The 25,809-nt window shown below is 36.1% G+C and carries 22 protein-coding genes; 2 read left to right on the plus strand and 20 right to left on the minus strand.

What is annotated here, in order from left to right; genetic code table 11:
- Nucleotides 1-4: 4 nt before the first annotated feature.
- The 10 genes from FC36_RS02480 to FC36_RS02525 all read right to left on the minus strand — a co-directional run bounded on the left by FC36_RS02480 (nucleotide 5) and on the right by FC36_RS02525 (nucleotide 10,652).
- A complete protein-coding gene (locus FC36_RS02480; RefSeq protein WP_025020912.1) occupies nucleotides 5-535 on the minus strand; it encodes an HNH endonuclease in 531 nt (176 codons plus the stop codon).
- Between the two features lie 20 nt (nucleotides 536-555).
- A complete protein-coding gene (locus FC36_RS02485) occupies nucleotides 556-3,798 on the minus strand; it encodes an ATP-binding protein (protein WP_051527974.1) in 3,243 nt (1,080 codons plus the stop codon).
- A 5-nt stretch (nucleotides 3,799-3,803) separates the two neighbouring features.
- A complete protein-coding gene (locus FC36_RS02490) occupies nucleotides 3,804-4,391 on the minus strand; it encodes a hypothetical protein (protein WP_025020911.1) in 588 nt (195 codons plus the stop codon).
- A gap of 16 nt (nucleotides 4,392-4,407) precedes the next feature.
- Nucleotides 4,408-6,693, minus strand: a complete 2,286-nt coding sequence (locus tag FC36_RS02495) for a dynamin family protein (RefSeq protein ID WP_025020910.1) — start codon at nucleotides 6,691-6,693, stop codon at nucleotides 4,408-4,410.
- Nucleotides 6,674-7,606: a GTPase gene (locus tag FC36_RS02500; protein ID WP_025020909.1), complete on the minus strand. Its 933-nt coding sequence runs from the start codon at nucleotides 7,604-7,606 to the stop codon at nucleotides 6,674-6,676. The genes FC36_RS02495 and FC36_RS02500 overlap by 20 nt, the downstream gene beginning before the upstream one ends.
- Before the next feature lie 89 nt (nucleotides 7,607-7,695).
- Nucleotides 7,696-7,944 carry a hypothetical protein gene (locus tag FC36_RS02505; protein WP_023858769.1) on the minus strand — a complete coding sequence of 83 codons (249 nt, stop codon included), beginning with the start codon at nucleotides 7,942-7,944 and terminating at the stop codon, nucleotides 7,696-7,698.
- Nucleotides 7,945-8,248: 304 nt separating this feature from the next.
- Nucleotides 8,249-8,833, minus strand: a complete 585-nt coding sequence (locus tag FC36_RS02510; RefSeq protein WP_025020974.1) for a hypothetical protein — start codon at nucleotides 8,831-8,833, stop codon at nucleotides 8,249-8,251.
- A 2-nt stretch (nucleotides 8,834-8,835) separates the two neighbouring features.
- Complete coding sequence (locus tag FC36_RS02515; RefSeq protein ID WP_025020975.1) at nucleotides 8,836-9,387, minus strand: hypothetical protein; 552 nt, start codon at nucleotides 9,385-9,387, stop codon at nucleotides 8,836-8,838.
- A 12-nt stretch (nucleotides 9,388-9,399) separates the two neighbouring features.
- Entirely contained in the window at nucleotides 9,400-10,191 is a 792-nt protein-coding gene (locus FC36_RS02520; RefSeq protein WP_056986690.1) for a zinc-ribbon domain-containing protein, read from the minus strand.
- 221 nt (nucleotides 10,192-10,412) lie between these two features.
- Nucleotides 10,413-10,652: a Mor transcription activator family protein gene (locus tag FC36_RS02525; protein ID WP_023858773.1), complete on the minus strand. Its 240-nt coding sequence runs from the start codon at nucleotides 10,650-10,652 to the stop codon at nucleotides 10,413-10,415.
- Between the two features lie 149 nt (nucleotides 10,653-10,801).
- Here FC36_RS02525 and FC36_RS02530 point away from each other — a divergent pair, with 149 nt between their 5' ends.
- Nucleotides 10,802-11,758 (plus strand): helix-turn-helix transcriptional regulator, encoded by a 957-nt coding sequence (locus FC36_RS02530; RefSeq protein ID WP_225349942.1) that lies wholly within the window; start codon nucleotides 10,802-10,804, stop codon nucleotides 11,756-11,758.
- A 127-nt stretch (nucleotides 11,759-11,885) separates the two neighbouring features.
- On the opposite strand, the gene FC36_RS02535 is transcribed toward FC36_RS02530, so the two are convergent.
- The 4 genes from FC36_RS02535 to FC36_RS02550 form a co-directional block, all read right to left on the minus strand.
- Nucleotides 11,886-13,649, minus strand: coding sequence for a 1-deoxy-D-xylulose-5-phosphate synthase (locus FC36_RS02535; protein WP_025020978.1), 1,764 nt, complete (start codon nucleotides 13,647-13,649; stop codon nucleotides 11,886-11,888).
- 117 nt (nucleotides 13,650-13,766) lie between these two features.
- On the minus strand, nucleotides 13,767-16,574 hold the full coding sequence (locus tag FC36_RS02540; protein WP_056986691.1) for an EAL domain-containing protein: 2,808 nt from the start codon (nucleotides 16,572-16,574) through the stop codon (nucleotides 13,767-13,769).
- Between the two features lie 309 nt (nucleotides 16,575-16,883).
- Nucleotides 16,884-18,224 carry a sensor histidine kinase gene (locus FC36_RS02545; RefSeq protein WP_081781963.1) on the minus strand — a complete coding sequence of 447 codons (1,341 nt, stop codon included), beginning with the start codon at nucleotides 18,222-18,224 and terminating at the stop codon, nucleotides 16,884-16,886.
- Nucleotides 18,225-18,228: 4 nt separating this feature from the next.
- Entirely contained in the window at nucleotides 18,229-18,909 is a 681-nt protein-coding gene (locus FC36_RS02550; protein ID WP_023860132.1) for a response regulator transcription factor, read from the minus strand.
- A gap of 121 nt (nucleotides 18,910-19,030) precedes the next feature.
- On the opposite strand from FC36_RS02550, the gene FC36_RS02555 reads away from it, so the two are divergent.
- Nucleotides 19,031-19,540, plus strand: coding sequence for a hypothetical protein (locus FC36_RS02555; protein ID WP_025020981.1), 510 nt, complete (start codon nucleotides 19,031-19,033; stop codon nucleotides 19,538-19,540).
- On the opposite strand, the gene FC36_RS02560 is transcribed toward FC36_RS02555, so the two are convergent.
- Genes FC36_RS02560 through dltA form a run of 6 tightly spaced genes read right to left on the minus strand, consistent with a single transcriptional unit; the run spans nucleotide 19,521 to nucleotide 25,807 of the window.
- Nucleotides 19,521-20,408, minus strand: coding sequence for an alpha/beta hydrolase (locus FC36_RS02560; protein WP_035188336.1), 888 nt, complete (start codon nucleotides 20,406-20,408; stop codon nucleotides 19,521-19,523). The two genes, FC36_RS02555 and FC36_RS02560, sit on opposite strands and share 20 nt — an antisense overlap.
- On the minus strand, nucleotides 20,398-21,549 hold the full coding sequence (locus tag FC36_RS02565) for a PTS sugar transporter subunit IIC (protein ID WP_025020982.1): 1,152 nt from the start codon (nucleotides 21,547-21,549) through the stop codon (nucleotides 20,398-20,400). The genes FC36_RS02560 and FC36_RS02565 overlap by 11 nt, the downstream gene beginning before the upstream one ends.
- Nucleotides 21,550-21,594: 45 nt before the next feature.
- A complete protein-coding gene (gene dltD, locus FC36_RS02570; RefSeq protein ID WP_025020983.1) occupies nucleotides 21,595-22,845 on the minus strand; it encodes a D-alanyl-lipoteichoic acid biosynthesis protein DltD in 1,251 nt (416 codons plus the stop codon).
- Between the two features lie 6 nt (nucleotides 22,846-22,851).
- On the minus strand, nucleotides 22,852-23,085 hold the full coding sequence (gene dltC / locus FC36_RS02575) for a D-alanine--poly(phosphoribitol) ligase subunit DltC (protein ID WP_025020984.1): 234 nt from the start codon (nucleotides 23,083-23,085) through the stop codon (nucleotides 22,852-22,854).
- Nucleotides 23,086-23,103: 18 nt separating this feature from the next.
- On the minus strand, nucleotides 23,104-24,294 hold the full coding sequence (dltB, locus tag FC36_RS02580; protein WP_025020985.1) for a D-alanyl-lipoteichoic acid biosynthesis protein DltB: 1,191 nt from the start codon (nucleotides 24,292-24,294) through the stop codon (nucleotides 23,104-23,106).
- On the minus strand, nucleotides 24,287-25,807 hold the full coding sequence (gene dltA, locus FC36_RS02585; RefSeq protein WP_025020986.1) for a D-alanine--poly(phosphoribitol) ligase subunit DltA: 1,521 nt from the start codon (nucleotides 25,805-25,807) through the stop codon (nucleotides 24,287-24,289). The genes dltB and dltA overlap by 8 nt, the downstream gene beginning before the upstream one ends.
- Nucleotides 25,808-25,809: the final 2 nt, after the last annotated feature.

Below are 25,809 nucleotides of genomic sequence, written 5' to 3' on the forward strand. Positions count from 1 at the left end.
GCTATTACCTCATTTCTGTTCCGCCACCCCATACAAAACGACCACCTGTGTGGGCTGTTTGACGATGAATATCACTGTCTACCAATTGCATAACACCCGTTTCTTCCGTATGATGCCAAGTGTAACCCTCGGGACGTTCACCCTCCCTAATTTGGTCCAACTGATCGTCATCAAATATTTGTGTAGCCTCGGCTAAATTATCTTCAGCGTAATCATATAGATTTTGATTGCATTCATGAAATTGCACACTGTCTGAGCTTAAATAATGTTCAGGTGATAGTTCGGTAGTGTATCTAGATTCAAAATTTGGAAAAACACCTTCGACTGGATTACCATGTACATCGGTTACTGTCTTCCTTTCAAAAGGAACACCTGTAATTTCATGCTCCTTCCCTTCTAAATCTTCATTTCGAGTCTCTAAACTTTTAATATCTAGGTTTTCCTCACTTTTTTCCGACACTTCTGTCGAGCCATTAAATTCACTGAAATTAATTTCTTGATTACCCATTTTTTCTGGAGACACTTCATTAAACATTGAAAATACACCCTCTTTTGTTATTGAATTTTATTACCATTCAATTCTTGTAAAAGGATTTTAGTAACTTTTTTAGCTGTTGCTAAATCTATCCGGTTTCTTTTTTTGACTGATTTCTCTAAAGATATTTCAAATTCCCTTTGATCCCCAAGTGATTGGCTTTGCAAAAATGAAATCTCATATTTACTATTTCTAACAATTACAGTAACCAATTTAGAAATTTGATTTGCACTTAGGCCTATATCGTTTGTTTTTTCATAATTATTAAACGACTGGAGCAAACGATTTTTTACGCTCGTTTCTAAACTTAAACGAGTCATCGCTTCTTCTAATTGGTATGAGTCAAAAATTTTGCTTGAATTAGCCATACTACTTTGCGTTAAATACTCAAGTAATATTTTTTCCGCATCAAACCTCTTTTCTGGCTTAAAGTAGCTATGGTTATTGTTCTCTGCTTTGTCCATCTTAACTAACACTGGAGCTACCCATTCACCTTGATAAACTACACCTACTCCTTGAGGAAACTTTGCTATTTCTTCAATTTGATCATCTTTTAGTCCAATGGATTTACCAATTACTATCCGATCCTCCAACTCCGGAGTCTTCATAATAATTTTTGTATTAGTGTTCTTAATCGCAGAAATATCAACAGCAGTAGGTGATTGATCAACAATAACAAATCCTTCACCATAAGCCCGTAATTCCGCAATTGAACCGCTAATTAGTTCAACAGACTTTGCAAGTAAGCCAGTCTCTGTACTTTCTGTAATACTATTAGGATTCTTCAATAAATTATGGGCTTCTTCTAAGAAGGTTACGTGATTCAGGCTGTTATTACTTGGTTTTGAATTGGCAATCCGATACTCATTTAGTTTCATCACTAGTAATCCCATCAATAACGACTTAGTTTCAGGGGAACCTGTATCACTTAAGTCAATTATTACATTATTATCAAACAACTCTGTATCAGATATACAAGAAGTATTTAAAATGAGGCCATTTAATCCCTCAACTAATGAACTAATTCTTGTTACTAATGATCCAATATAATCGCCTTTAGTATCAGCCGAATAGCTAGATGAATTAATAATATTCTCAAGACAAAGTTTGACGTCACTAAAGGAGGGATAAATTTTAGGTTCGTCTTCTAAGTATTCAGAGTTTTTAACATCCCAACCACAGATTTCGTATGCTTCAATGATAGCATTCTTTAGTAGGACAGGCATTGCTGCATACATTGGCCAACAAACATTGAGTATATTGATTAGTCTATCAATATGGTCAAACACGTTAATCTGATTTGGAAAAACAAATGGGTTAATACGTAATAATGTCGTTTTCTTGGGATTAGTGCCATAAACACTAAACCGATTACCCAATTGGTTCTTATATTCACCCTTAACAGGTTCGATTATAAGAACTTTAGCCAGATTCTTTTTGGTAATCTCTTCGACTATTTTACGTGTGGTATTACTTTTTCCTGAACCGGTCGATCCTGTGATAAAAGTATGTTTAGTCAAATTTTCTGTATCTAGAGAAACTGATGCACCTTTAGTGTCACTGTAATCATAAAGAGAGCCAATATTAATTTTCTCAGAGTTAACACTTAAACTATGATGCATGATATTTTTTTCAAAACTAGCATGTTCGTTAACTGTTAGACCAACAACAGATTTTCGAGGAAGGCCCATATAAATAGCCAACTCTTTACTGCTTACCAAAGAAGTAGCTTTAACGGGAACCATATTACGATATCTAAATATAGGATGAATAAGGTTCTTGACATAGTCTTGCATTAGACTAAATTGCTTTGATTGTTTTTTATCTCCTCTCTCCCAATGATTTAGCGCTATCGTTTCTAACCCAGAATTTTCACCGACAATAAGTGCTTTATAATTATTTGCTACTAAATCAGCAACATAACGGTCTTCCGCTAATACGTAGGTTGCATTTTCCCAAAGGCCCAAATCTTCGCTTTCTTCAATCCGTTCAAGTTGTATATCAATCTTCTTCATTAAATTTTTAATAGATTTATTTTCTCTAGTAAGTTGCATCTCACTAGAATTACTTTGGGTGTTTCCCTTTGTATTTGTTACCCCTTTAGAAGTGCTAGTAGTTGTTCCTTTAGAAACACTATTAGACTGAGTCCGTGAATGAGAGGTTGTATTTGACACAGTTTTAGTCTGTGTATCAGTATTTGTCTTATCTAAAGCCATTGTAGCAAACCCACTAGCAATGCCTACAGCACCAGCGATAGCTCCCATCAAAGGATGTTTTGTAATTAATGCTAGTGAAGTTGCGGCGGTAGCTATACTTGAGGCTGATGATGCTATTTTTGTATCCATACTCTTCTGAGAGATACTTTTCCCCTCAGTGTCACTTACCCCTCTAGTACTACCTTCTTCCCAACCTTTTGTTTCAGTTACAGTATCACTTTTTCCTTGAGTTAGTGTACTTGACAATCCCTGAGAAATACTAATAGCATCACTTTTTCCGTAAGAAAAATTGAGTTCCGAAAAAGGGGAGATTTCAGTGTAAATTTGTTCATAACTTTTTTTTATAAATTCTAATTCTTCAACCGATATTCCCTTCGATAGCACCACCAAGGCATATTTATAACCTTGCATAGCAGTAGCAAGTTTCTCCAACCCTTGAATATAATCCTCATTTTCCGTCTGGTGCGTATCTTTAAAGCCAGCAATTCCTGACACTGATACAATATGTTCCTGCGGAAGAAAATCTAGAGTTTCGTTAATTTTTGTTTCATTGAACGATTCAATTTTACTACCTGGAAATTGTCCTCTAATGGAACTAGATAGCATATTTTCTAGTGACCGAGGTGAACTTTGGCTATTCATAGCCCTAACTCCCATATAGAAATCAGTTTTTTTACCGTCACTGTTCATTAAAAGAAAAACTCCACAATTTTGAGATTGCAAAGCATTAAAAATTGAAGCAAACTTTAACGTAGTATTCTCTTCTTTTTGATAGACCATTTCAGTCACTTTAAACATGCGAATCTTGGATAATGTTTTGTCACTTTCAGAAAGAGGTTCAATTTCATAATTTTCTAATTTTTGTAGGTATTTTTTTAACACAACATCTGAAACCAGCTCACCAGCACTTTGGAAGTTGCCATATAACTTTTCAAAATTAACCTGAGGAAACCTGGTATGATTTGTATTATCATAATTAATATCCTTCTTGGAAATAAGCTCTATATCTTGATTTTTAAATTGGCCAAATATAGTCTTTTCACTCATTCATGTTACCTCGTTAAGACATATCCAACAGTACCACCGATTGCTCCTCCAACTACAGCCCCTAAAGCACCAAACGTAACGGCCGTAGGAACAGTTGCAAGTCCAACAATTGCTCCCGTACCTGCGCCAAGAATTGCTCCACCAGTAGCACAAATAACTACCTTTTTTTGTTTCGACTGAGGAATCGTTGCACTCCTTTTTTCACGGATGATTCGTTGCGCTTGGTTATTACGCGTCTTCTTCGTGGGTGTTGTGCTTTTCGAGTTACTCACAGAATCTATTTGTGAAATAGGTGTAGCAGGTCTCAATTTACTTGCCACCTTTTTTAAATGGTTGATACGTTCGTGGGAAAAATTATCAGTAAGTTCCCCCATAAGATCAGCCAAATAGTCATCGTCCCAAGAAGTTTCATCATGACTTAATGGTTGATTATCAAATTCTTCATATAAACCTGGCATATCTTGGGCATAACTAATCATTTCATCAAAATCCTTGAAGGTCGTATCCATGATAATACTATTTTTCAAAATAATTCTAACAAGTTGAATGTCTCCATCTTGGACTGCTTCTTTAAATGTTTTATCAATACTCATCTTTATCCCTCCAACTCTAAATTTCTGTGATGTGTTCGACTTCTCGTTTAATGTGGTTAAACCAAGCAATATTCTTCTCTAACTTTCGAATTTCTTCATCGTTTACGTCAATCTTATTGATGTATTTTTGCAATTCGTCTAATTTATCGTTAATTGCTCTATCAATATTTGCAAACTCTTCATTGTACTTCTCAGCAATTACTTTCGATTGCTGTAGTGCATGATTTACGGCCCTCTTTTCAATATTCTTAAAGTTATTTTCAACTAATCCAAGGCTACTTGTTAGCTTATTTAAATTAACATATTCTCTTTCTTCTATATCATCCTCCTCATGACTACTCCACCATGAAAAAGGGTTCCACCAATGTGCATCGCTTACTGTATGATGTCCGACAACTACTTCTTCTATTTCTACAAAATTATTAACATTAATATTTTCAAGCTTAGCACTCATAAATTTTAATGGTTCAATTTTAATATCACTTGATAGGCTACTATTGAAATCAGTTGTTAACGAATTAATTTTTTCGATATAACTTTCCATTAAGTTATTAGCTGTGTCAATTAAGTTTTGCCTGAGAATATCATTTAAATCCTCATGATATTCCTTAGATAAACGATTAACAAATCGCTTCATACTATTAATAAGTTCATCAGCTTCATAAATATCAATCTGTCCCCTATTTGCAACACTTCTCGTCCGTTGTTCAATACGGCTGTTTATGGTTTTAGTTTTTGATTTTATTTCTTTTTCGGTAACTTTGTTAACCTTCTTTACAGCGTTATCAACAGCTTCCTTGTATTCCTTAGTCTCCTTTAAATTCTCAATGGCTTCTTTCATTAAACTTATTTGTTGTCTAAGTTGGCCATTATCGTTATCTAAGTTTATTAACAATCTTTTTTGTTCCTCAAAAACAGCACTATCTTCAATATTGCGCATGAAAGCTTCAACCATAGTCCTGATTTTGGCAACATTAGCATATTTATCAACATAACGACGGATAGCTACTTCTAAAGCAGGAACTCCTGTGTGAATGATAGCTTCCTCTTCTTTAGTTCCACACTCAATTTGTTCCCTAAACTTTCTTTCTTCGCTTTTTAAAAGTGGTGAATGTTCTTCAAGATGTAAGTTTTCATTCCGATTGAACTTTCTAATCGCTACATAGTTGTAATCCTCAGTATCTTCATCAATGTCTTCACCATTTACAGCTTGTCGTATTGTCAATGCTGGCAAGGCGGCAACAGGGTATAGGTTAGGTTCCTTAATACCAACACTTTCTAAATATTCCCGAACCCGATCCAATGTTGTTTCAATTGGACCATCTTCTTTTTGGCGTCCATCCATCTTATTAACTACAAAGATAAAACGATCTCTTGATTTTTTACCACCAACTTCCATACTTTTAGCAATTTTTCTAAGAAGAGCATCATCGTCTGTTCTACCAAACGTTGGTTCTAAAACATAAAGAACTAAAGTCTTAGATGAGCTCGAGACGAATTTATTTTGAACAGCTCCATGCTCCTCATTACGACTGTTGTTTGGTCCTGGTGTATCAATTAATACCAAGGAATTTTCGCTAGTATTAACAAAGGGGATATTTCCTTCAATATTAATTTCTAGAACATTTTCATTATTGTTCAACCTCGTCATAGTTTCCAAATTAATGTTGTCTACGGACTGAATTAGGCGCTCACTTTTATCATATACTTCAGCTTTCCATATACCTTTAGGATTATCTGTATCCTTAATACGAGTGATAATTGCCGTACATGCTTCTTGAGCCGAAGGCATTAACTTTTTTCCAAGTAAAGCATTGATTAAAGTTGATTTTCCGGCACTCATAGTTGCAACAATACTAATATCAAAATTGCTACTCTTAGCTTGATTATACGTATTAATAAGCTCCTCACTCATTAAATCAGTCATATTTCTTTCTTTAGCTACTTTTTGAACCTCTTCAAAAACTTCATCTATTTTAGCAACTTTTTCGCTAAATTCAGTCTTATTTTTCACTTCAGCTTTTTCTAACGAAACCGCATAAATGAGTCCACTATCCTTAGCGGTTCTAAAGGTTTCAATTACGTCTTCATAATCTGATTCTGTTCCGTAGAAAGTTATATAAAACTCATTATCATTGGTTTCATCAACCAGCAGTTGAGGTAATTCTTCAATCCATTCTTGAAGATATGTATTACGGCCAGTTTTTTCACGCAATAAACTATTTTCTTCAAGATGATCATCATTGATTAAAATTTCTGTTTTTAAAATGTATGGGTTGTATTTAATGTATACTCGTTTCATAATTCAATTCTCCTCTTATCTTATTTTCAAATGCCAACATGCCGCAAATACTCAATAAATCTAAAAATTTGACATTTCTTACTTTTGTTTGAGATAAATTATTTTGTGGTCGTTTAAATTTTTTTATGAGATATTCATATTCATCTAACTCATCATTATCTAAATCATTAGCAAACTCATGTCGCTTAATAAGGTAAGCTGCATAAGCTGACATTGGATAGATTATAGCGTTAGGATAACCTATTTTTTCCAAATCAAATTTAAGCTTTGTAAGTGTAGATATCACATTATCCTCTGAAGCTTGATAATTATCTATTTTATTTAACACAAAAATAATTTTTTCGTGTTCCACATGTTTGATAATCCACCGCATATAATTAAATTCTTCTATCGAGCCAGGCGTTCCAATCACATAAACTAAGTATGAGTAATTATTTTTTAATATCGCTTCCTTAGTAAGTTTTACATATTTAGGATTTTGAGCATCGTTAACACCAGGAGTATCAATCACAGCTAAGCGGTTAGAGGTATACTTTTTCATTAAAAATGGTGCTCGTATGAGATTTTCATTATTGATAATGCGTGTACCTGTATAACTTTCAATAATTTGAGTAACAGCTGCTGTTTTGCTTTCCTGTGCGGTTGCTACAACATTCAATCCTAATAGAGCGTTTACAAGTGTTGACTTACCAGAGCTGGTATTAGCAGTAACTAAAATACGTGTAAACTCCCTATTCTGTTGAGACTGCCATCGAATAGTGTTTAAATTAATTGCTTCTAAAATGTTTCTATTTTTTAAATAATGTTCAACATCTAAATTCAATCTGGGTTCTAAAGCTAAATATCTTTCTTTGCTGAGTAAGTCACCTATAATTTGCTTACTTTCTTCAGTAATTATTTTCTTTCGTCTCACTACTTCTTATTCTCCTTGAGGCTTTTTTCATGTAATAATTATACATCCTTAATATTATATATACAATATTAATTATTAGTGAAAATCTGCTATGCTTCTCTAATTTCGCTAATAAGGCGACGAATAGTGTAAGTGCTGTAACCTGTTTGTCGGGCAAGGTCTTGGATGTCTAGATTATCTTTTTGCTTAGCAATAACTGCCTTAACTGAATCACGAGAATACAGGCGCATAGGGAAATTGACCTGCATCCCGCGAAAACTTTTATAGATTTTTTCGACATCTTTATCATCACCTAAAATTTCAGCCAAATCCTGGTAAATTTTATTATATTCATACATCTTTTAGTTGCTCCTTTCTCTTTTACTTCCCATAATAAAATGTACTTCAAAGCTAAAATCTTATCCATTGTCGTTGTTTATGTCATTTATAAGGACTTTGCTCTTGGATTTGACCGTAGCTACTATCGGGAATTGACCTCAGGCAAAGAATTAATTTTATTTTTGCCCGATTTAACTTAGATGAAAACACATTATATTTGTATCACAAGCAATAATCTTTTTGATGATTTCATTATCGCTTGTAAGATAGACACTATTTGTCTACTAAAAAAGTTTTCACCTTTAAAGACGAAAACTTTTTTTATTAATGGTTAAGTAAATAATCATTGGCTTTTTGATTGACAAATTCTGTGGGATAGTGACTAACTGTATCTCCTTGTTCATTTTTTAAATTGTAGTCGCTGTCAATGTAGTAGTTACAAGGAATGGAACCATAGTTAAACTGAATATGAACAAAACCATCACTACTTTCATTGTAAGGGATAATACGTGCACTATCTAAAGAATTGCGAACCGCATCCCAGCTTTGTTCATCTGCATTTTGATAACTATAGCGCTCACTAACTGCCCATAATATACATTGATCCGTTGTTAAAGCTGACACATCAATTCCGGTTTGTGCTTGTTTTTGATTAAAAGCTTCAGCACTTGAAGCACTACTAAGAGAACTTGTACTATCAGAATTTGTAGATACTTGAGAACTTGAATGCTGACTGGTACTGCTAGATTTGAGGGATGACACTAGCTTACTTGTCTTCACTTGATTAGAGCTACTTTTATTCTGCTTAACATTCTGCAAATATGGTAAACCAAATTTAATTGCAACAGCCGTAACAACTACGACAAGTACAATAATTACCAATAATGAATTTGTAGTACTTTTCTTCATTTTTAATCCCCCATAGTCGTACTATAATCTAGCTTTTGACCTTGGTTAATCATTTCTACTTGGCCAGTTCCGACATCACGGAAAGCACAAATAACATTGATTTGATCAGTAAGTGTAATGTAGCCATGGTCGTTGGTAACCCCAGTAATTTGCTTTTGTTCCCCATTAATATTGACCGTTTGACCATCAGTACTAATCGTGAATGAAGTAGGAAACATTTGCGGAAATTCAACATATTTCCGTCCCTGAGCATAATAAGTCACCCCAGCGTAGGGAGCTAATTCAGGATATGCCAGGTTCGAAGTTACACTGGAACTTGAAGCCATCCTTGTACTTTCAGAACTAACAACCGAACTTTCACTACTGAAACTTCTCATACTGCTTTTATGACTATGAGGTTTAGTTGGGGAACTCACCTTGGCTACGGAAACAACTTTGGGAGAATGGCTAGTTTTTTGACCCTGGTTCAAGTACGGTATTCCGAACTTCCAAGCAACTGCCACTACTAGAACCACAATGGTAATTAACAAAATAACGGATGTGCTTTTTTTCATGATTTCACCTACCTAAAATTGACTATTACTGGTGAAATTTTGGTTCGAAGCACTTTCACTACTATTAATGCTTGGATTACTCATTGTTTGGTTAGGGTATGATGATTGATTTTGGTAAGGTGTTCCGGGCTGTTGCGGATATGGCGCTTGATAGCGACTTGGTTGTAAAGGTTGGTCAATCAACATTAGGTATAAGAATGTGTAAAAACCAGGCAAACTTAAAAGTAAAGTTAAAATCAGCCACATTCCAATATTCTGTACATTTAAATAGCGCATCCGGCGAGCACAAGCAGCATATTCAGCGATAAGGTTAATAATAATAAAAACGGTTAAAACAATAATCAAGATAAAAGCAATAATTTGTCCTAAAATGGGAATCACTGAAACTACAGTACACAAGAGCATACCAACTAAAATAGTAAGCATAGAGCCTAATACTCCCCACCAAAAAACTGATTTCCGAGATTCTATCCCTTGAAAGTCTAACCAATGAACCAAATAGTATTTAAAACTACCAATAAATCCAAGTTCTTGGTCTGAAGCATGGCTATATTGGCGTTTTGTTTCTTCATAGTATTCTTTTGCCTGGGTAAAAGCACTACTGAAGCTATTAGCCGAATTAGCTGACATCGACCCCTGATGATAGTCATTGGGGTTAGAACCAAAATTTTGATTTGGCATGGAACCATTAACTTGATTGGGATTTACTTGTCTATCTTCAACCACCGGTTGACCACAAGCCGAACAGAATTTGGCTCCGGGTATAATTTGGTTACCGCAATGGATACAAAACTTGTTGTTCATAACAAAAACTCCTCCTCAATAATATGTATAGAGATGTAATAACACTTGCTAAGTTTAGCGTTTTTTCAGGGACATTTCTAAAGTGCTTGTCCTTGGAAACGCTAGTAACTTTCTTAATTACAAATTTATTATAGAAGTGAGCATAGACAATATATGTCCATTAAGTTGTGAAGATATTAGAAATTACTAAACATTGATTTCTAGCAATTTATTCCAACCTCCTATTCACTTTCTTTTAACATACGGCGGATAGTCTTCTCACTATACCCGTACTTCTTAGCCATAGCTTTAATATCAACCGGATTATTCTCTTTTTTTAATTTTTGTTTAACATAATCGCGGGTATAGAGGCGGACGGGAAAATTAACCTGCATCCCATGGTAATTTTGATAAACCAAGTCCATCCCATGTCGCCCCAGTAAATCTGCCAGTTCAGCATAAATTTCATTGTATTTATTCATAACGAACCTCCAAGCACAGCTTACTTAAATTCCACAGACATTTCTAAGGTCTATGTCCTTTGCTTTAATAACTACAGTTTGCCGGAGGGAGTAGACAAAAATTGTCTATTAGTTATAAAATAATTAGGTCATAGAAAGGAATGATTTTAATGGCAAGCAGTGCTACCAGACAACTTTATATTTATCAACGTTTAACCTCCGGAAATCACATTTCTAAGTCCGAAATTCAAGAGGTCTTTACCGTAGATGCACGAACAGCTCAAAGAGATTTCGCCAATATTCGGGAATTTATAGCCGACTACTTAAATGATTATAACTTAGAATATGATGCCAAGTTACACGCCTATCATCTGGATAATCAGGGACTAGGGTTGAGTAAGGCTCAGTGTTTGGCTCTCATCAAAGTTTTATTAGCTAGTCGCAGTTTAGCACGTAAGGAATTAGAACCTTTGATTAAGAAGTTAGTGGCCCTTTTGACGGCCAGTGATCAAAAAGATATCAAGCCTATCATTCAAAGTGAGCTTTCTCAATATGTCGAACTCAGTCACCTCAAGGATACTAAGCTACTCGAGGCAATTTATACCTTCTCCAAACTGATTTTGCAAAAGGCGACGATTACCATTACCTACACTACCCAAAGACATAAAATTGTGACACGAACAGTGGCACCTATTGCGTTGACTTTTTCAGATTATTACTTTTACATAGTTTCCTACAATTATGAGTTCAAAAAGAATATTATTTACCGTTTGGATCGGATTTTGGATTGGTCCTTTGCTAGTGACGAAATTCCACTTAATGAGCGCATGCCCTTTGATATGGGAAATGAAAAAAAGAAATTTCAGTTGATGTACCCCGGTAAACCAATCACTGTCCAATTCAAATACACGGGCATTGTCGAAGCTGCCTTGGATAAGTTTCCTATTTCACGAACGGTCAAAAAATTGGGTGAACAAACTTTTCTGTTAGAGGTAACTACGTATGATACCGGAGCTTTAATGTGGTTTTTAAGTCAAAAAGATATGGTAACCATTATTAACCCTCCTGAATTTCGTCAGAAAATGAAGGAAACTTTACAAGCCATGTTGGCCAACTATACCAGCTAAATTTAAAAGTGCTAGAAATCACAATCAGATTAACAATACGTTGATTTCTAGCACTTTTTAATCTTTTATTGATATTACGCCCCAATATCAATAAAAAACCTCCCGCTTTTTAGCGGAAGGTTGCACATTATTTAGTTAATTGAGCTAAAATATCCTGAGTCGCTAATTCTGCTGTCAAGTGGAATTCTTGGTAGAGGTCAGCCACAGGCGTGTTGTCGCTGTAAGCTTTCTTGGCACCAAAGTTAAGTACCTTAAGGTTACTATCACCAAGATAAGCAGCGACATGTTCTCCAAAGCCACCAGCTAAAGAGCCATCTTCAAAGGTTGCTACTAAGCTGTGATCTGCCTTCAAAGCATCTAAGGCCTTAACGTCTAAAGTTGATGCTGACATCGGATTAATCACCGTAGCTTCAATTCCGTGTTCACCTAATTTTGCCGCTGTTTCTTCAGCTAAGGCTAAGAACTTACCAAGCCCTAATAAGGCCACCTTGCTACCTTTTTGAATGGTATTGTATTGTAATGGTGCGTAGGTGTCATGAGCGGCGAAACCATGAACCACTGGGCCTGAAGGAACACGGATGGCCACTGGATGATCAGTTTGTCGCAAAGCCCACTGCAACATTGAAATTAACTCTTCTTGGTTACTTGCTTGTAGATATTCTAAGTTAGGCAAGCTTGTCAAGTATGGAATATCAAAGATAGCTAAGTGCGTTTTTGATGCCGCTGAAATTCCCGAACTGGTAATCAACATTACCACTGGTAAATCGTTTAAAGTTACATCGTGGGCCAATTGGTCGTAAGCTCTTTGTAAGAAAGTGGAGTTTTGGAAAACGACGGGACGGGCACCGTTTTTAGCTAAACCAGCTGCTTCTGTAATTGCATCTTGTTCAGCAATCCCTGTGTCAACATACCGGTCTGGGTGCTTAGCTTGAAAAGCCTTCAAGCCAAACGCTCCTGGAATAGCGGAGTTTAAAGCCACAATCGGTTGGCCGGCAGCAATTTGTTGATCTAATTCTGCTAACACCGCATCCCAGTAAGTTGGTTGCCGTTTAGCCTTTGGTTCACCTGTTTCAATGTCAAAAGGTGCATGCCAGTGGAAAGCCATCTTATTATCAATTGCTGGTTGGTAACCTTTCCCTTTTAAGGTATTAATGTGTAACACCACTGGGTGATTAAGGTCCTTAACCGCCTTAAAAGCTGCAATCATATCAGCTAAGTTGTTCCCATCCGCTACGTAGCGGTAGTCAAAGCCCATAGCTTTGAAAGGATTATTAGCAGACGTCCCGTTACTTGCGCGTAATTCATCAAGCACTCGGTAAAGTCCCCCGTGGTTTTCAGCAATTGACATTTGGTTGTCATTAACCACAATGATAATGTTGGAATTTAAAGTCGCAGCGTTGTTTAAACCTTCAAAGGCCAAGCCACCGGATAAGGAACCATCCCCAATAAAGGCTACAATATTTCCTTTTTCACCCTTCACATCGCGAGCACGGGCCATCCCTGTTGCCAAAGCAACCGAAGTGGAAGTATGACCTACAGTAAAGAAGTCATGCTCACTTTCATCAGGACTCGTGTAACCTGTGACATCGAAGTAGTGATCCGGATCTAGGAAACCTTCCTTACGACCAGTTAGCATTTTATGAATGTAAGATTCGTGGGAAATATCCCAAACAATTTTATCTTGAGGGGAGTCAAAAACGTAATGGAAGGCTAACGTTGCTTCCGCCGCCCCTAAGTTTGGGCCAACGTGACCACCAATTGCGGCATCTTTTTCCACCACCAATTGGCGTCCTTCATCAGCAAGTTGTTGTAATTGTGATAAAGTTAACCCCTTAAGGTCAGCAGGTTTAGAAATTTTATTTAATAAAAAATCGGGATGTAAATTCGTCATAGAACCGCTCCTTATGTACTAATTTTTTACTATTCTATCATACACTTATTACTTACAAATCACCAGTAAGGTTACTTACTTTTTAGCAAAAAAAGTGCTAGCTCAAGCTAGCACTACTTAGCGCATTAAGTTTTCTAAACTTCCCAACATATAAACATAGGTAACTTTACTTTGGTAATGAGCCAACGGCTTTGCACGTAACACAAAATCATGACCATGAAAATTGAGATGCGCAGCGATTGCTGTTTTTGAATGTTCACTTTGCGTTAAAATTTTTATTACTTCCGCGTGTAAAGACTTATCCTTAGCCAAGGTTTCTTCGAGCTTTTGGTTGTCATAGTTGTAATATTCCATTACTTCCTGATACCGGCGGTTGAGTAAATAAATTGACAGCTTATTTTGAGCATCTCTTTGGACAATCCCTAACGGGTAACGACCATCGAAATCAGAATTTTCGTTAAAAGGATCACTTAAAATATCAATTTGGCTAATTTTATCATAGTAAACGCCCTCTTCGTAACTTTCATAGTATTTAAACTCACTCTTTTTAAGAAAATTCCAAGCTTTTTCATATGGCATCGGCTTACTGTAATAATATCCTTGCAGCCTTTCACAACCAATTTGTTTCAAAAATTCTACTTGTGCTTCTGTTTCTACACCTTCACATAAAACGTGCATCCCCAGCTGTTTGATTAAACTTACCACCTGAGTGATTAAAACTTTAGCTTGAGGTGTAGTTTCGGATTTTTGTAAAAAGAAGCGATCAAGTTTTACCATATTAAATTTATAGTTTTGTAAGTTATTTAATGAAGAATATCCTGAACCAAAGTCATCTAGCCAGACTTCATAACCCAATTGTTGAAACTCGGTAATAGCTTTCCGAAAGTCTGCTTCATTTTGTGTCATCGCTGATTCAAGAATTTCAATCTTAATATAATGCGGATCGACTTGATATTTTTGGCGTACTTTTTCAACCTTATTTACAATCTTGCCACCTTCTAAATCGAGTGGAGAAAGATTAAAAGAAATAGGCACGATTGGTAGACCATATTTTTCCCCAGAAACAATGGCCTGACAAATTTGTTCCAGCATGTAAAGATCCAGAAATTCTACCAAGTGTGCTTCTTCTAAAATTGGAATGAACACGTTAGGTGAAATAATCCCTTTTTGAGGATCTTCCCACCGAGCTAAAGCCTCCATCCCAGCATAATTTCCAGTTAAACTACGAATTTGAACTTGGAAATAAGGCTTTATCCACCCACGTTGTATTGCGATATTAAAGTGCGTTAAAATATACTCCTTATTAGCATAATATTCTTCAACCTCATGATTATAGGCAATATAATTTTCTTGGCGGTTTTGACCCAAATAATTTTTGGCCTGGCGGGCCTTATCCACCGCCATAATAACTGTTTCTTGTTTTTGTTGCCATTGATAACTGCCAACTCTAAGGTTTACTGTACGATTTTTAATCAGCGTGTTAAAATTTTTACATACACGTTGAACTTTGTCCGCTACCCCCGGTTTAAAAGTAATCGTCACAAACTTATCTTCGGTATAGCGTACGGTTAATTCATCAAGAAACTCCACTTTAATCGCTTCAGCAGCCTTTTTTAAGATACCATTACCACGATCATAGCCATACTGCTTGTTAAAACCTTGCAAATTAGAAATATCCCAAAAAATAACGGTCGCCTGGCGTTTTTCTGTTTGTATAAATTGCTGGTTATTTAAATAATTAGCATTTCGTAAACCAGTAACCCGGTCAATGAACAAATCTAATTGTCGCGAATTACTTTTTAAATGACGCTTATCTGCATAAAGTTTTTGGTCGGCTTCCTTAATACTACTTTTTAAAGATTCACCCAACTGACTACTACCGATTGCAACTTGCGGAAGAGTATCTGCTTGCATCTCAGCAGCAATTTTACGAATCTCTTGTCGCAGTTCGTGCTTAACTTTTTCTAGAGTTTGTATCTTTTTGGAATGCAATAAAACCAAAAATTCGTCGCCCCCATAGCGACAAGCAAGCAGTTTTCTTTTGATTGTCAAATTTTGTAATGCCTGCCCGACAATTTTTAAAACCTCATCACCGCGTAAGTGACCATGAATGTCATTAACCTGTTTCAAATTATTAACATCAACCATCAGGAGGTGGTAGTCTCTCGTGCCTTGATTCAATAATTTTTGAGCTTGGCTTTGAACATATTGTCGATGGTGCAATCCTGTTAAATTATCTAGAGAAATTTTATTAATCGTCAAAGAAGTGTAGGAGTAGACTACATAGGCGGTAACAGATAAACAAAAAAGGGGAATTTCCCACCCCTGTATTTGAATGAGACCGCTAAAAATCATCACTAAGGGGTAACCACCCAAGGTAAGAAAAAATTTTTCTCCACGTTGTTCAAAAAATTTTCGTAATGATAATAAAACTACTAGCAAGGAATACAGTACCGGAATACTTAAGAAAGTTACGTCACAAAGCCACGTAACTTGACCGTGCTTGGTTAAAAGAGATTCGGGCCAAAACATAGCTAATAAAAGTACCGCCCCCGAATCCAGGATGGCTGGTAAATTCCGCCATAAAAAATGAATCCGCAAAATGCACCGATGTCGGCGCCGATGAAGAATATAAGAAAAAAATAGGACACTCACTAAATTTAAAATCCATGCTAAGAAAGCATTAATCCAAACCGCTCTTAACCAATGGAATTTTACAACTTCAGTTTTCATCATCATCCAGTAGGAATCACACAAAAAATACGCAATTAAGGCTAGCGTGCCCCAGGTAAAATATTGACGTGCGCGGCTAAAATCGTCAACATTACGGTTGGCTAACAAAATAATTAATAAAATAATGCTAGAAAAAATATTGGCTAATACATAGTTAGTAGATAAGTAGTTATCAATAAACGTAAATGACATTTTAAATCCCCTAAATTATATCGACATGTTTTTTACCATGTCTACCCATCCCAGTTATTTTCCATGATTACAATTCATAATTCTCATAAAAATCAGTCATATTTCCTACATTATAGCACATCATACTTCAAAAACATAAAATCAATTTAATTATTATTTCAGTAATAGACAATATGGATAAAGATAGCTTTTCTATGGATATAAATGCGAGTGATTAAACACCGCCAAAAACATCGTGGTCATTAAATAAAAGGCATGGTCGTTGTCATGACCATGCCTTTTATAATGAATGCAATCCTAGAGAAAAAACTAAATTTCACTTTGAACGATTGTAAAACTTGTTGCTTTTTTAGTTGACGTAACCTCAACTTTTAAAGCGTTACGGTGGGCTAATTGAGCTACAATCGCTAATCCTAGACCTGTCCCCTTAATTTTCCCACGTACATCTGCACCACGGAAAAAACGTTCAAAAAGGTGCGCCTGATCATTTTCATTAATCATCGGACCATGATTCGTAATCGTCCAGCTTCTTTCAGCGATAGTTATTTCTATCTCAGAATCAGCGGGAGCATATTTACCCGCATTGGTGAGTAAATTTTCTAAAATATGGCGTAAAGCTTCGCGATCAGCTAAAATACTCCCCTGCCCGATTACCTTAATTTTTTGCTTGAGTGGGAGACTTTCTAACAGCTCAAAAGTCAACACTTCAAGATCCAGTTTTTCTTTTTGGAGCTCAAGCTTTTGCGCTGTCCGTGCCAAAATTAGAAGCTCTTCAATTAATTGGTTCATGTGCTCAACTTCACTTGCGATATAAGTTAGAGATTTGTCAATAATCTGAGGATTAGTCTTCCCCCGACGCTTGATTAGTTGTACATGACTTTTAATCGTTGCAATCGGAGTTTTTAATTCATGGGCAGCATTGTTGACAAAATCTTTTTCTTTTTGGTTTTGTTGATAAAGACGGACTAAAAGATGATTGAAATTTTCAGTCAAATCATGAACTTCATGTGGCCACGCTGGAACACTTAAAGTTTTCTGTGTTTCCTTAGGTAACTTATTAACATTATTATCCAAATCTTGAATAGGTTGCGCTAACCTTTTCGCTATTGGCTCAATATAAAAAGGACTGGTAATGATTAACAATAGCCAAACCGCTAAAATAACAATTAGAACGTCTTTTAAAATATCAATCACACCCGTCATACTCCACCACATATAGTACCTATTCCCATAGCGCTTAGCACTGGTGTAATAATAATAATTTCCTTGATAACGGTAATAGCGTTTACTTCCCAAAACTTTTTTAGCCTGGCTTAAAAACTTCTCTGTTCGAGGAGAATAGTAATCGACGACTCCCTTTTTGCCATCTGCAATATTGATATAGACATAAAGTTGTTTATGCTTCATCCCATGTTTCAAAATCCACCAATTCCATTCGCGATCATTGGTAAAGACGGTTTCCGTCAATAAGCGCATGTAGATTGCATTATTATTTTTCGTTGTCATAATTGCTTGCCGAGTAAGGGCTAAGGAGATCAAAAGCCCAAAAATAAAGGTTACAGCTGTAATTATTAGGATAAAATTAATGCGCAAAATTTGCATATAACTCTGATTTAAATACGCTTGAACCCTTTTAACGAACGTCCTCATAGTCCTACCCCTTTAACATATAACCTAGGCCCCGAACTGTCTGTAATAACTTCTTATCGAAATTTTTATCAATTTTATTACGTAACAGGCGGATATAAACATCGACAGTATTTGGTTGGCCATCAAAATCAATTCCCCAAACCTTGTCTAAAAGTTCATCTCGAGTACAAACTTCCCCTTGATTTTTAAAAAGCTCTAGGAGTAATTGAAACTCTCTTTGCGTTAGTAAGATTGCTTGCCCATCACGCACTACTTGGCGAGACTTTTCATCTAAACTAAGCCCCCCTAAACGATAAGTTTTCAGATTGGTACTCGAGGTCAACCGCCTAAGAATTACTTCAATGCGTGCCAAAAGTTCTTCAATGTCAAAGGGTTTCGTAACGTAATCGTCTGCTCCTCCCTTCAACCCGGCAACTTTATCTCCTACATAATCTCGCGCCGTTAACATAATCACGGGTACTTGATAGTCTTTACGAATTCGCCGTAAAACTCCCAGGCCATCTAACCGTGGTAACATCCAATCAAGGATAATCAACGAAATTTGCGTGGCATTGGCTTGAAAAACCTCTAGTGCTTGTAACCCATCATTGGCGGTTAAAACTTGATAATCCTCAAATTCTAATTCCAATTTTAATGATTCCGCTAGCGCCACTTCATCTTCAACTAACAAAATTGTTTCCTTCATAATTTTACCTCTAATTAATGTGAAATTTTTTCAGATAAATATCAGAATATGCTTCTTTAAACTTGCCAAATTACTCCATATACTTAATTATAAAGTACCTTAATGAAAGGGGTGGCTCCCAATGAGAAAAGTCCTAGCTTTGCTATCATTTTTGGGATTTAGTGGTTTAAGCTTAAGTCTGATTTTTGATTTAACCTGGTTAGAAAGTTTTAACCAGCTTTTTCTAATGCCGACAATAGTCAAAATTCCTTTTAATTTGTGGCCCTTAATCTTAATTTTAATGGTTGGACAAACCATGATTCTCTTTTATAAAAAAGAACGGGGACGAGCTTTAGGAATTCTGTGGGATTACTTTTCTGGCGGGGCAGTTTTAATTTGCTTTAAAATCATTATTGCTAATCAAGTCCATGGCTTTCCTGATACTGCTATTTTTTTAATTACACTATTTTTATTGAATTTAAAACAACAACTTATCCCAAAACTCTTTTGTCCCCTCATCCTGCTAGCAGGATTCATTCTTTTAAGTCAAGGCATAACAGCAACTGACTTGCTAGGTGGGTTTACTTTAGCCTTTATGTGGCAAACTTTAGTGTACCAAGAATTAAAGACCATTAAAGCTTTTCACCACTAATTTTATCATTATCTTGCCGCCTAAGAAAATTACCTTTATTATTCCGCTTTAACATATACTGTTTAATCAAACGAACAATTTGCTTATTTTGGGGTAAACTGGAGTGTTGCGCATTAACCCCTGTTACGGTTATTTCCATAAAGGATTTAACCTTTTTTTGATAAATATATTTTCCTGCTTGCACACTTTGAATTGGAACCAAGCCATCTGAACTATAATTTTCCGTCCCAGCTACCGAGTAAACCACTAAGCTCTTGGGTAACTTAGAGGATTTTTTGATGAAATCGGTTAGCATTTGGGTCTTTTTCGTATCTGATTGTTCATCAAAGTTATAGGGAGAACCAATGGTCATAAGTTTCGTTACTTTGATATCATTGCTGTAAGGAGCATAGTAATTTTCAAGAAAAGCTGTATATATTAGGCCCCCATTCGAATGACCAAGTGCCTTAAAATTATTGAATTTATAGGTCTTGGTTAGCAACTTGAATGCTTTGGCGAACATTTTAGATTGCTTTTTTATGTTAACGTAACCATCATGATTATTTTCAAACCCAACTACTATTATCGGCTCATTGTCCCCCTTTCTTAAAGACCCTGACGAAATAATTTTCCCACTATTATAAACTTTCATCTTTAATAGAGAGTGGCGTTTATTTTTAGGTAAGCCCTGATTTAAAAGTTTTACCAAGGGATCAAACCGATTCACTGTAGCTGAAGAACCAGGAATCATAATAACCGGAGACAACCGTGACGCCCGCATAGTATCAATATTAGTGGCATTTTTTCTAGTCCAGACTCTCGTGGGTACGGCTAATAACCCTAAAAGTAAAAAGACTAAACTCAAAAACAGTAAATTTTTATTTTTCACGACTCTCGACCACCTTTACAAAGGGCATGTAAATCAAAATATCACAAAAAAGTAGACAAATCACTAGGAGGAGAATCCCCCAAGTTCCACGGTTAGCGATAAAAGCATAAAATAAGCTAGGAGCGCCTTTTAAAGGTGGGTACAAGCCTACTGGCAAAATATTTAACGAAAGTAAACCATAGACTACTAGGATATTAAAGCTTGTAGCAAGGGCTCCACCTATTAAATAAAGCGGATTTAAAAAGTAATTTAAAGCAATAAAGGCTACGCTAGTCTGATTAAAAATTGTCGGTAATAAAGCCAAGCGTGCCCTCTGACGACGGGCTTTTGAATAAGAACAGATAATTACACAAATAACCAAAGCTACAATCGCGCCTACTCCGGCGAGGTTAGCATATTGATTTAAAATTGTGTAAGAACTAACAGGATAGCGTACTTTTCCATTATGTTGTAGTGCATAATGCAGATTTTGATAGTCAAATTGGTTATAATTCAAAACGATATTATGTCCTAAACCTAACCAAGTTAAAAGTAGTAAAACTTGGCTCCAGATAAAAAGTCCCCCTATGTTAGTCTGATTATTTAATCTTTGTTGAACATCGGTAAAAAATAGTTCTACATAACCATTATAGATCAACCAACCGGCTAAAAAATTAAGGGCAATCGCGCTCAGAAATAACAGACCACCACCCTTTCTAAGGCCATAAAGGTTAAGCATCTGAGCGACAAAATATCCACAAACCAACCCTAAGAGGAGACCATTCATCCCATACGCTCTCCCAGCTAGATTAACACCATGTTCATCAGGATGGTAAGTCAGAAAATAAAAGACCATCATGCTAACCACCACTCCGGCACCTTTATTTTGAGCCGTATAATATGCCATTAGAACAGTTGCATATAACGCCACCGTAGCCAAGGTTAAATCCGTAATGTTTTGTAAAAAATACATAGTTGGAAAAATTTTCAAATGGAAAATTTCCCTCAAATAAGCTTCCCGAGAAAAGAAAAGTTGCTGTAACAGCGCACTAACCGCACCGATTAAAACGATAGGGAATAGTTGGTCGAGCGTTTGATTCATATTTCTGACAAAAACATGCTTTTTAAGCCAATTATCAATATCTAATAAATTTGATAGCATAAAATCACCTCATTAAAAAAAGCGGGAAAACCCGCTTACATTATACTACTTAACTTGACTTTTGTTTTGCCAAGCTTTGCTATAAAAGTAATTATTTAAATGATAGTTAGTTGGACTAGCTTTCGTCTCTAAAAATGGCTTCACGGCCTGGTCAACTCGCAACCATCCGCGCCAGCCTAAGTGGATGGTATCTTGCATAAAGTATTCTTGCCCACCATCTTTAGATAAATCTAAAACATTATTAAACCCCTGACTTTGAAGTTGATAACGTAACTTACCGACCGTTTTGTCAACCATTGGCAACGATAATCCCGTGTAGGTACTCCATTTCTTATTAATAGGAGGGATGATGAAAAGCACATCCGTCTTACTTTGAGCAAATTGGTTTAAAACTAACTGAAAGTCACCGTATTCAACTGACTTCGTGTAATTAAAATTCTTTTGTGAATCCTTTAATTCAGGTAACTTTTTTTCAAGTCGTCGCTTCCAAAATTTATTGGCAATTCCTAAGTTATTACTGGAAGTACTTTTACGTCCTTGCTTTAAAGCCAATTTATTAAGAACTTGATAATTATAAGTTTTAGGTAGAGACTTCATTTGCTTATTTACTTTCGCTAAATTTTTTCCCTTTAGCGTAAGCGTTGAGAACAAACCATCTTCTTTTAAAAGTTGATTTCTCTTCAATTTTAAAGCAACTTTTTGCCAGGTAGTTAGGTGTTGCCCTTTTGCAATCCGTTTCAAAACCGTACGTTCTAAATATCCAGCTTGGTTGGCCCGCAAAGCTAGTAGACGAGAAGCAGCGAAGCGGTCGGTGGTCGTGTTTTGCGCTCCCAAAGCAAAATCAACAAATTCTAAATTGGAATAATATTGCGCAAAAGCTAACGGATTCGCCCCCCCTTTAACAAACCATTGTGGTGAGATAATAAAAACAGCTTTTTTGCCTTGTAACTGCCCTTTAATTTCTTGCATTCCTAGGTACTGACTTAGCGATTGACTCCCTGCATTTCCTAACAGGAATGGCCGATAAGAGCGATGATACTTTTTAGCCAATACCGCTGGATGAAACGCGTCAAGTCTTGATAGTTCAGATGATCCAAAAAATGGCACATAATTCTTAGCTAAGGCAGACTGTTTTACACTTTCGCCTTTAAAAATATTTTTATTCAAGGAAACAGCTGCCTTATCTAAGGTAGACTGGCTACTTTTCCCCGTGTTAAAAGGGATAAAGAGTAAACCTATTAAGATTAGTCCCGCTAAAATAACGGGCCCAAAGATATTCCATAGCCTCTTTTTCATGGTGCATTAGTCCTGTAATTCCTTAACTTTAGCAATCACTTTAGCGGGCGTATTCCATTCAGATCTTTCAAATTCAGAAACTGGTACTTCAATATCAAAAGTCGCATCTAATTCTAATAAGAGTTGAACCGTTGCCATCGAGTCCAAAAGTCCTGATTCAAATAAGTCTAAATCAAGATTAGTTTGTACCTCATCAGAGCCGGTTAATTCTTCTAATAAATTTAATACTTCTTGTTCCATGTTAAATTCCTCCTCGTATTATTTAAAAAATAACGTATCCAAAAAGCCTGAGAATATCAGAAAACTAAAGCAAACAACATTAAAAGTTGTAAAAATTGCTAGAGCCTTTGTAAAATGATTGCTTGGCAGTTGGTGTTTTTTCTTGAAACGAATCCAAGCATCACAAGTAATGATAGCTAAGGCATGGTAAAGTCCATAAACAATGTAATACCAAGTTAAACCGTGCCAAAAGCCCATAATTAAAAATAGTGTTAAATACCCGAGATTAGCAAGCGTAACCTTATTTTTAACGAGTTTCTTTTTCATTAAGAAAAAGACTAGCCGCATATAAATGTAATCTCTAAACCAAAATGATAAAGACATGTGCCAACGGTTCCAAAATTCCTTGATATTAGGGGCAGCAAATGGCTTATTAAAGTTAATCGGCGTTGCCACACCCATCATATAAGAAATCCCCACCGCAAATAAAGAGTAACCTGCAAAATCAAAGAACAGATCCATTGAATAGCAATAAGTATATGCTACAAGCCACCAAGAAATACCCCCATGTACTAGGGCATGTTTCGAGATGATTGGTAATAAATAGCTACCAAAGAAGTAAGCCAGTAAGAACTTATACAGAAAACCTAAAAAGATATAAAAGACGGCCTTTTGCAACATATCAAGATATTTGTCTTTTTTCAAAGGTTTGGCATAGTCTTTACTGAAACGACGATAACGATCAATGGGACCGGATGAAATCGTTGGGAAAAAGAGAATGAAGTGGAGCGTCTTTAAAAAGGAAAATTCTTTCAGCATACCATCTCTGGTTTCCATAATCATTCCCACCACTTTAAAGGTCAGGTAACTAATCCCTAAGAAACCTAAAATTGACGTTTTCCCCATCTGAATTGCGGGGACAATCTTTACAATAACTAAAGGCAAGATTGCTAAAAAGACTGCCACGCAAAAAATAAATGTCCCGTTCTTCTTTTGACGATAAGTGTGATAGCCCCAAATAAGAAGGGTCTCAAAAATCACATAACAGATTAAGGCAACCCCTTCGTGCCACTTGGAACCGCCAAAAGTTAAAACTAGAATAACAAAGTTTAGAACCACTTCATAAAGCATGAAACGCTTGCCTTTCAAAAGACCGATAATTAGTGGTACTAGCGCTAAAAATAGCCAGACAAAGTAGGTTGGGGTTGCGTAAGGTTGAACATTAATCATGGTTAACCTCAGCAATCAACTTCTTGCGATCAATCTTGCCATTGACCGAAAGAGGTAAAGAATCTACAAAGACAAAGCGTTGTGGAATCATGTACTCCATCGTAAAAGTTGCCATTTCTTCTTTAATAGCCTTCGCTAACGCTAGATTAGATGGGTAGTCATTTTCTTTAACAACTGCGTAAGCAATTAATTGAGTAACTTTCTTATTTTTATCATGTTTAGGAATTGTAATTGCTTGACTAATCAATTTCACCCGATTCAAGTGGTGATCCACATCTTCAAGTTCAATCCGAAAACCATGCATCTTCACTTGGAAATCTACCCGGCCCCCATAAAGTAAGAGACCATCGTCCGTCATTGAACCCAAATCTCCAGTCCGGTAAGCCCGTTTGCCTTGAAAATCAATGAAGGCTTGATTGGTTTTTTCTGGGTTATTGAGATAACATTTAGAAAGTCCCGGACCTTGGATTAAAATTTCTCCTTGTTGGCCTGGTTGGACTTCATTTAAGTCTTCGTCTACTAAAACTACATGACAATCGTCTTTGACATACCCAATTGGTAAGCGAGTATACTGGTCAAAAATTTGTTGAGACAATTCTACTTGACTAACTGCAACAGTTGCTTCCGTTGGGCCATAGGTATTAAAAATATGACTAGTTGGGAAACGTGTTTTTAATTCTTGCGCAGTCTTTTTGGTTAATTCTTCACCACAAAAGATAAAATGCTTTAAACTAGGTAAGTTTTGCGCATTAAAAGTCGGTTGTAAAAGGCAAATTTCCATAAAAGACGGCGTTGAAACCCAGGTACTTAAAGCTAATTTTGGTAAGCGGGTAAAAAGTTCTTTAAAATTATTAGTAACTTCTGGCGGTAAGACCGAAAGCTTACTACCAGTAGTTAAACTTGGATAAAGAGACATAACCGACAGGTCAAAAGAATAAGGCGCTTGCGCTAAAAAGTTTTCTCCCTCTTCAAGATTAAAGTCTGTTTGCATCCAAGTTAAGAAACTTTGTAAGTTATTAGCACTAATTTGAACACCTTTTGGTTTCCCCGTGGTTCCAGACGTAAAGATAATGTAGAAAGTTTCTTCGTCGTGAACAAAGTTTTCTGGAGATATCTGCCCTTTTTGCGCTATCAATGCAAGAATTTCTGCCTTATCTAAGACACGATCTGCAGTTATGTTTAATTTTGAATCAGACAGATTAATAATTGCAGCTGGAGTAGCAATTTCATTGATAATTTGAATCCGACTCAAAGGAGAATGAATGTCGACAGGAATATAAGCATGCCCGCTTTTAACACTGGCTAAAAAAGTTACTAGCACATTAAAATCTTGGCCACCAAAAATCAAGATCGGTGCATGTTGCGGAAGTTCCATCTTTTCAAGGGCTGCAGCTAAATTATCGCTTTTTTCTTTTAGCTGACCATAGGTGTAGCTATGCCCCAAATAGTCATAGCAAACACGGTTGGGGTCAGTTACAGCCCACTGGTCAATTTGAGTTAAAATATTTTCCACCT

This window comes from Ligilactobacillus equi DSM 15833 = JCM 10991 (assembly GCF_001435735.1).
GTDB lineage: Bacteria > Bacillota > Bacilli > Lactobacillales > Lactobacillaceae > Ligilactobacillus > Ligilactobacillus equi.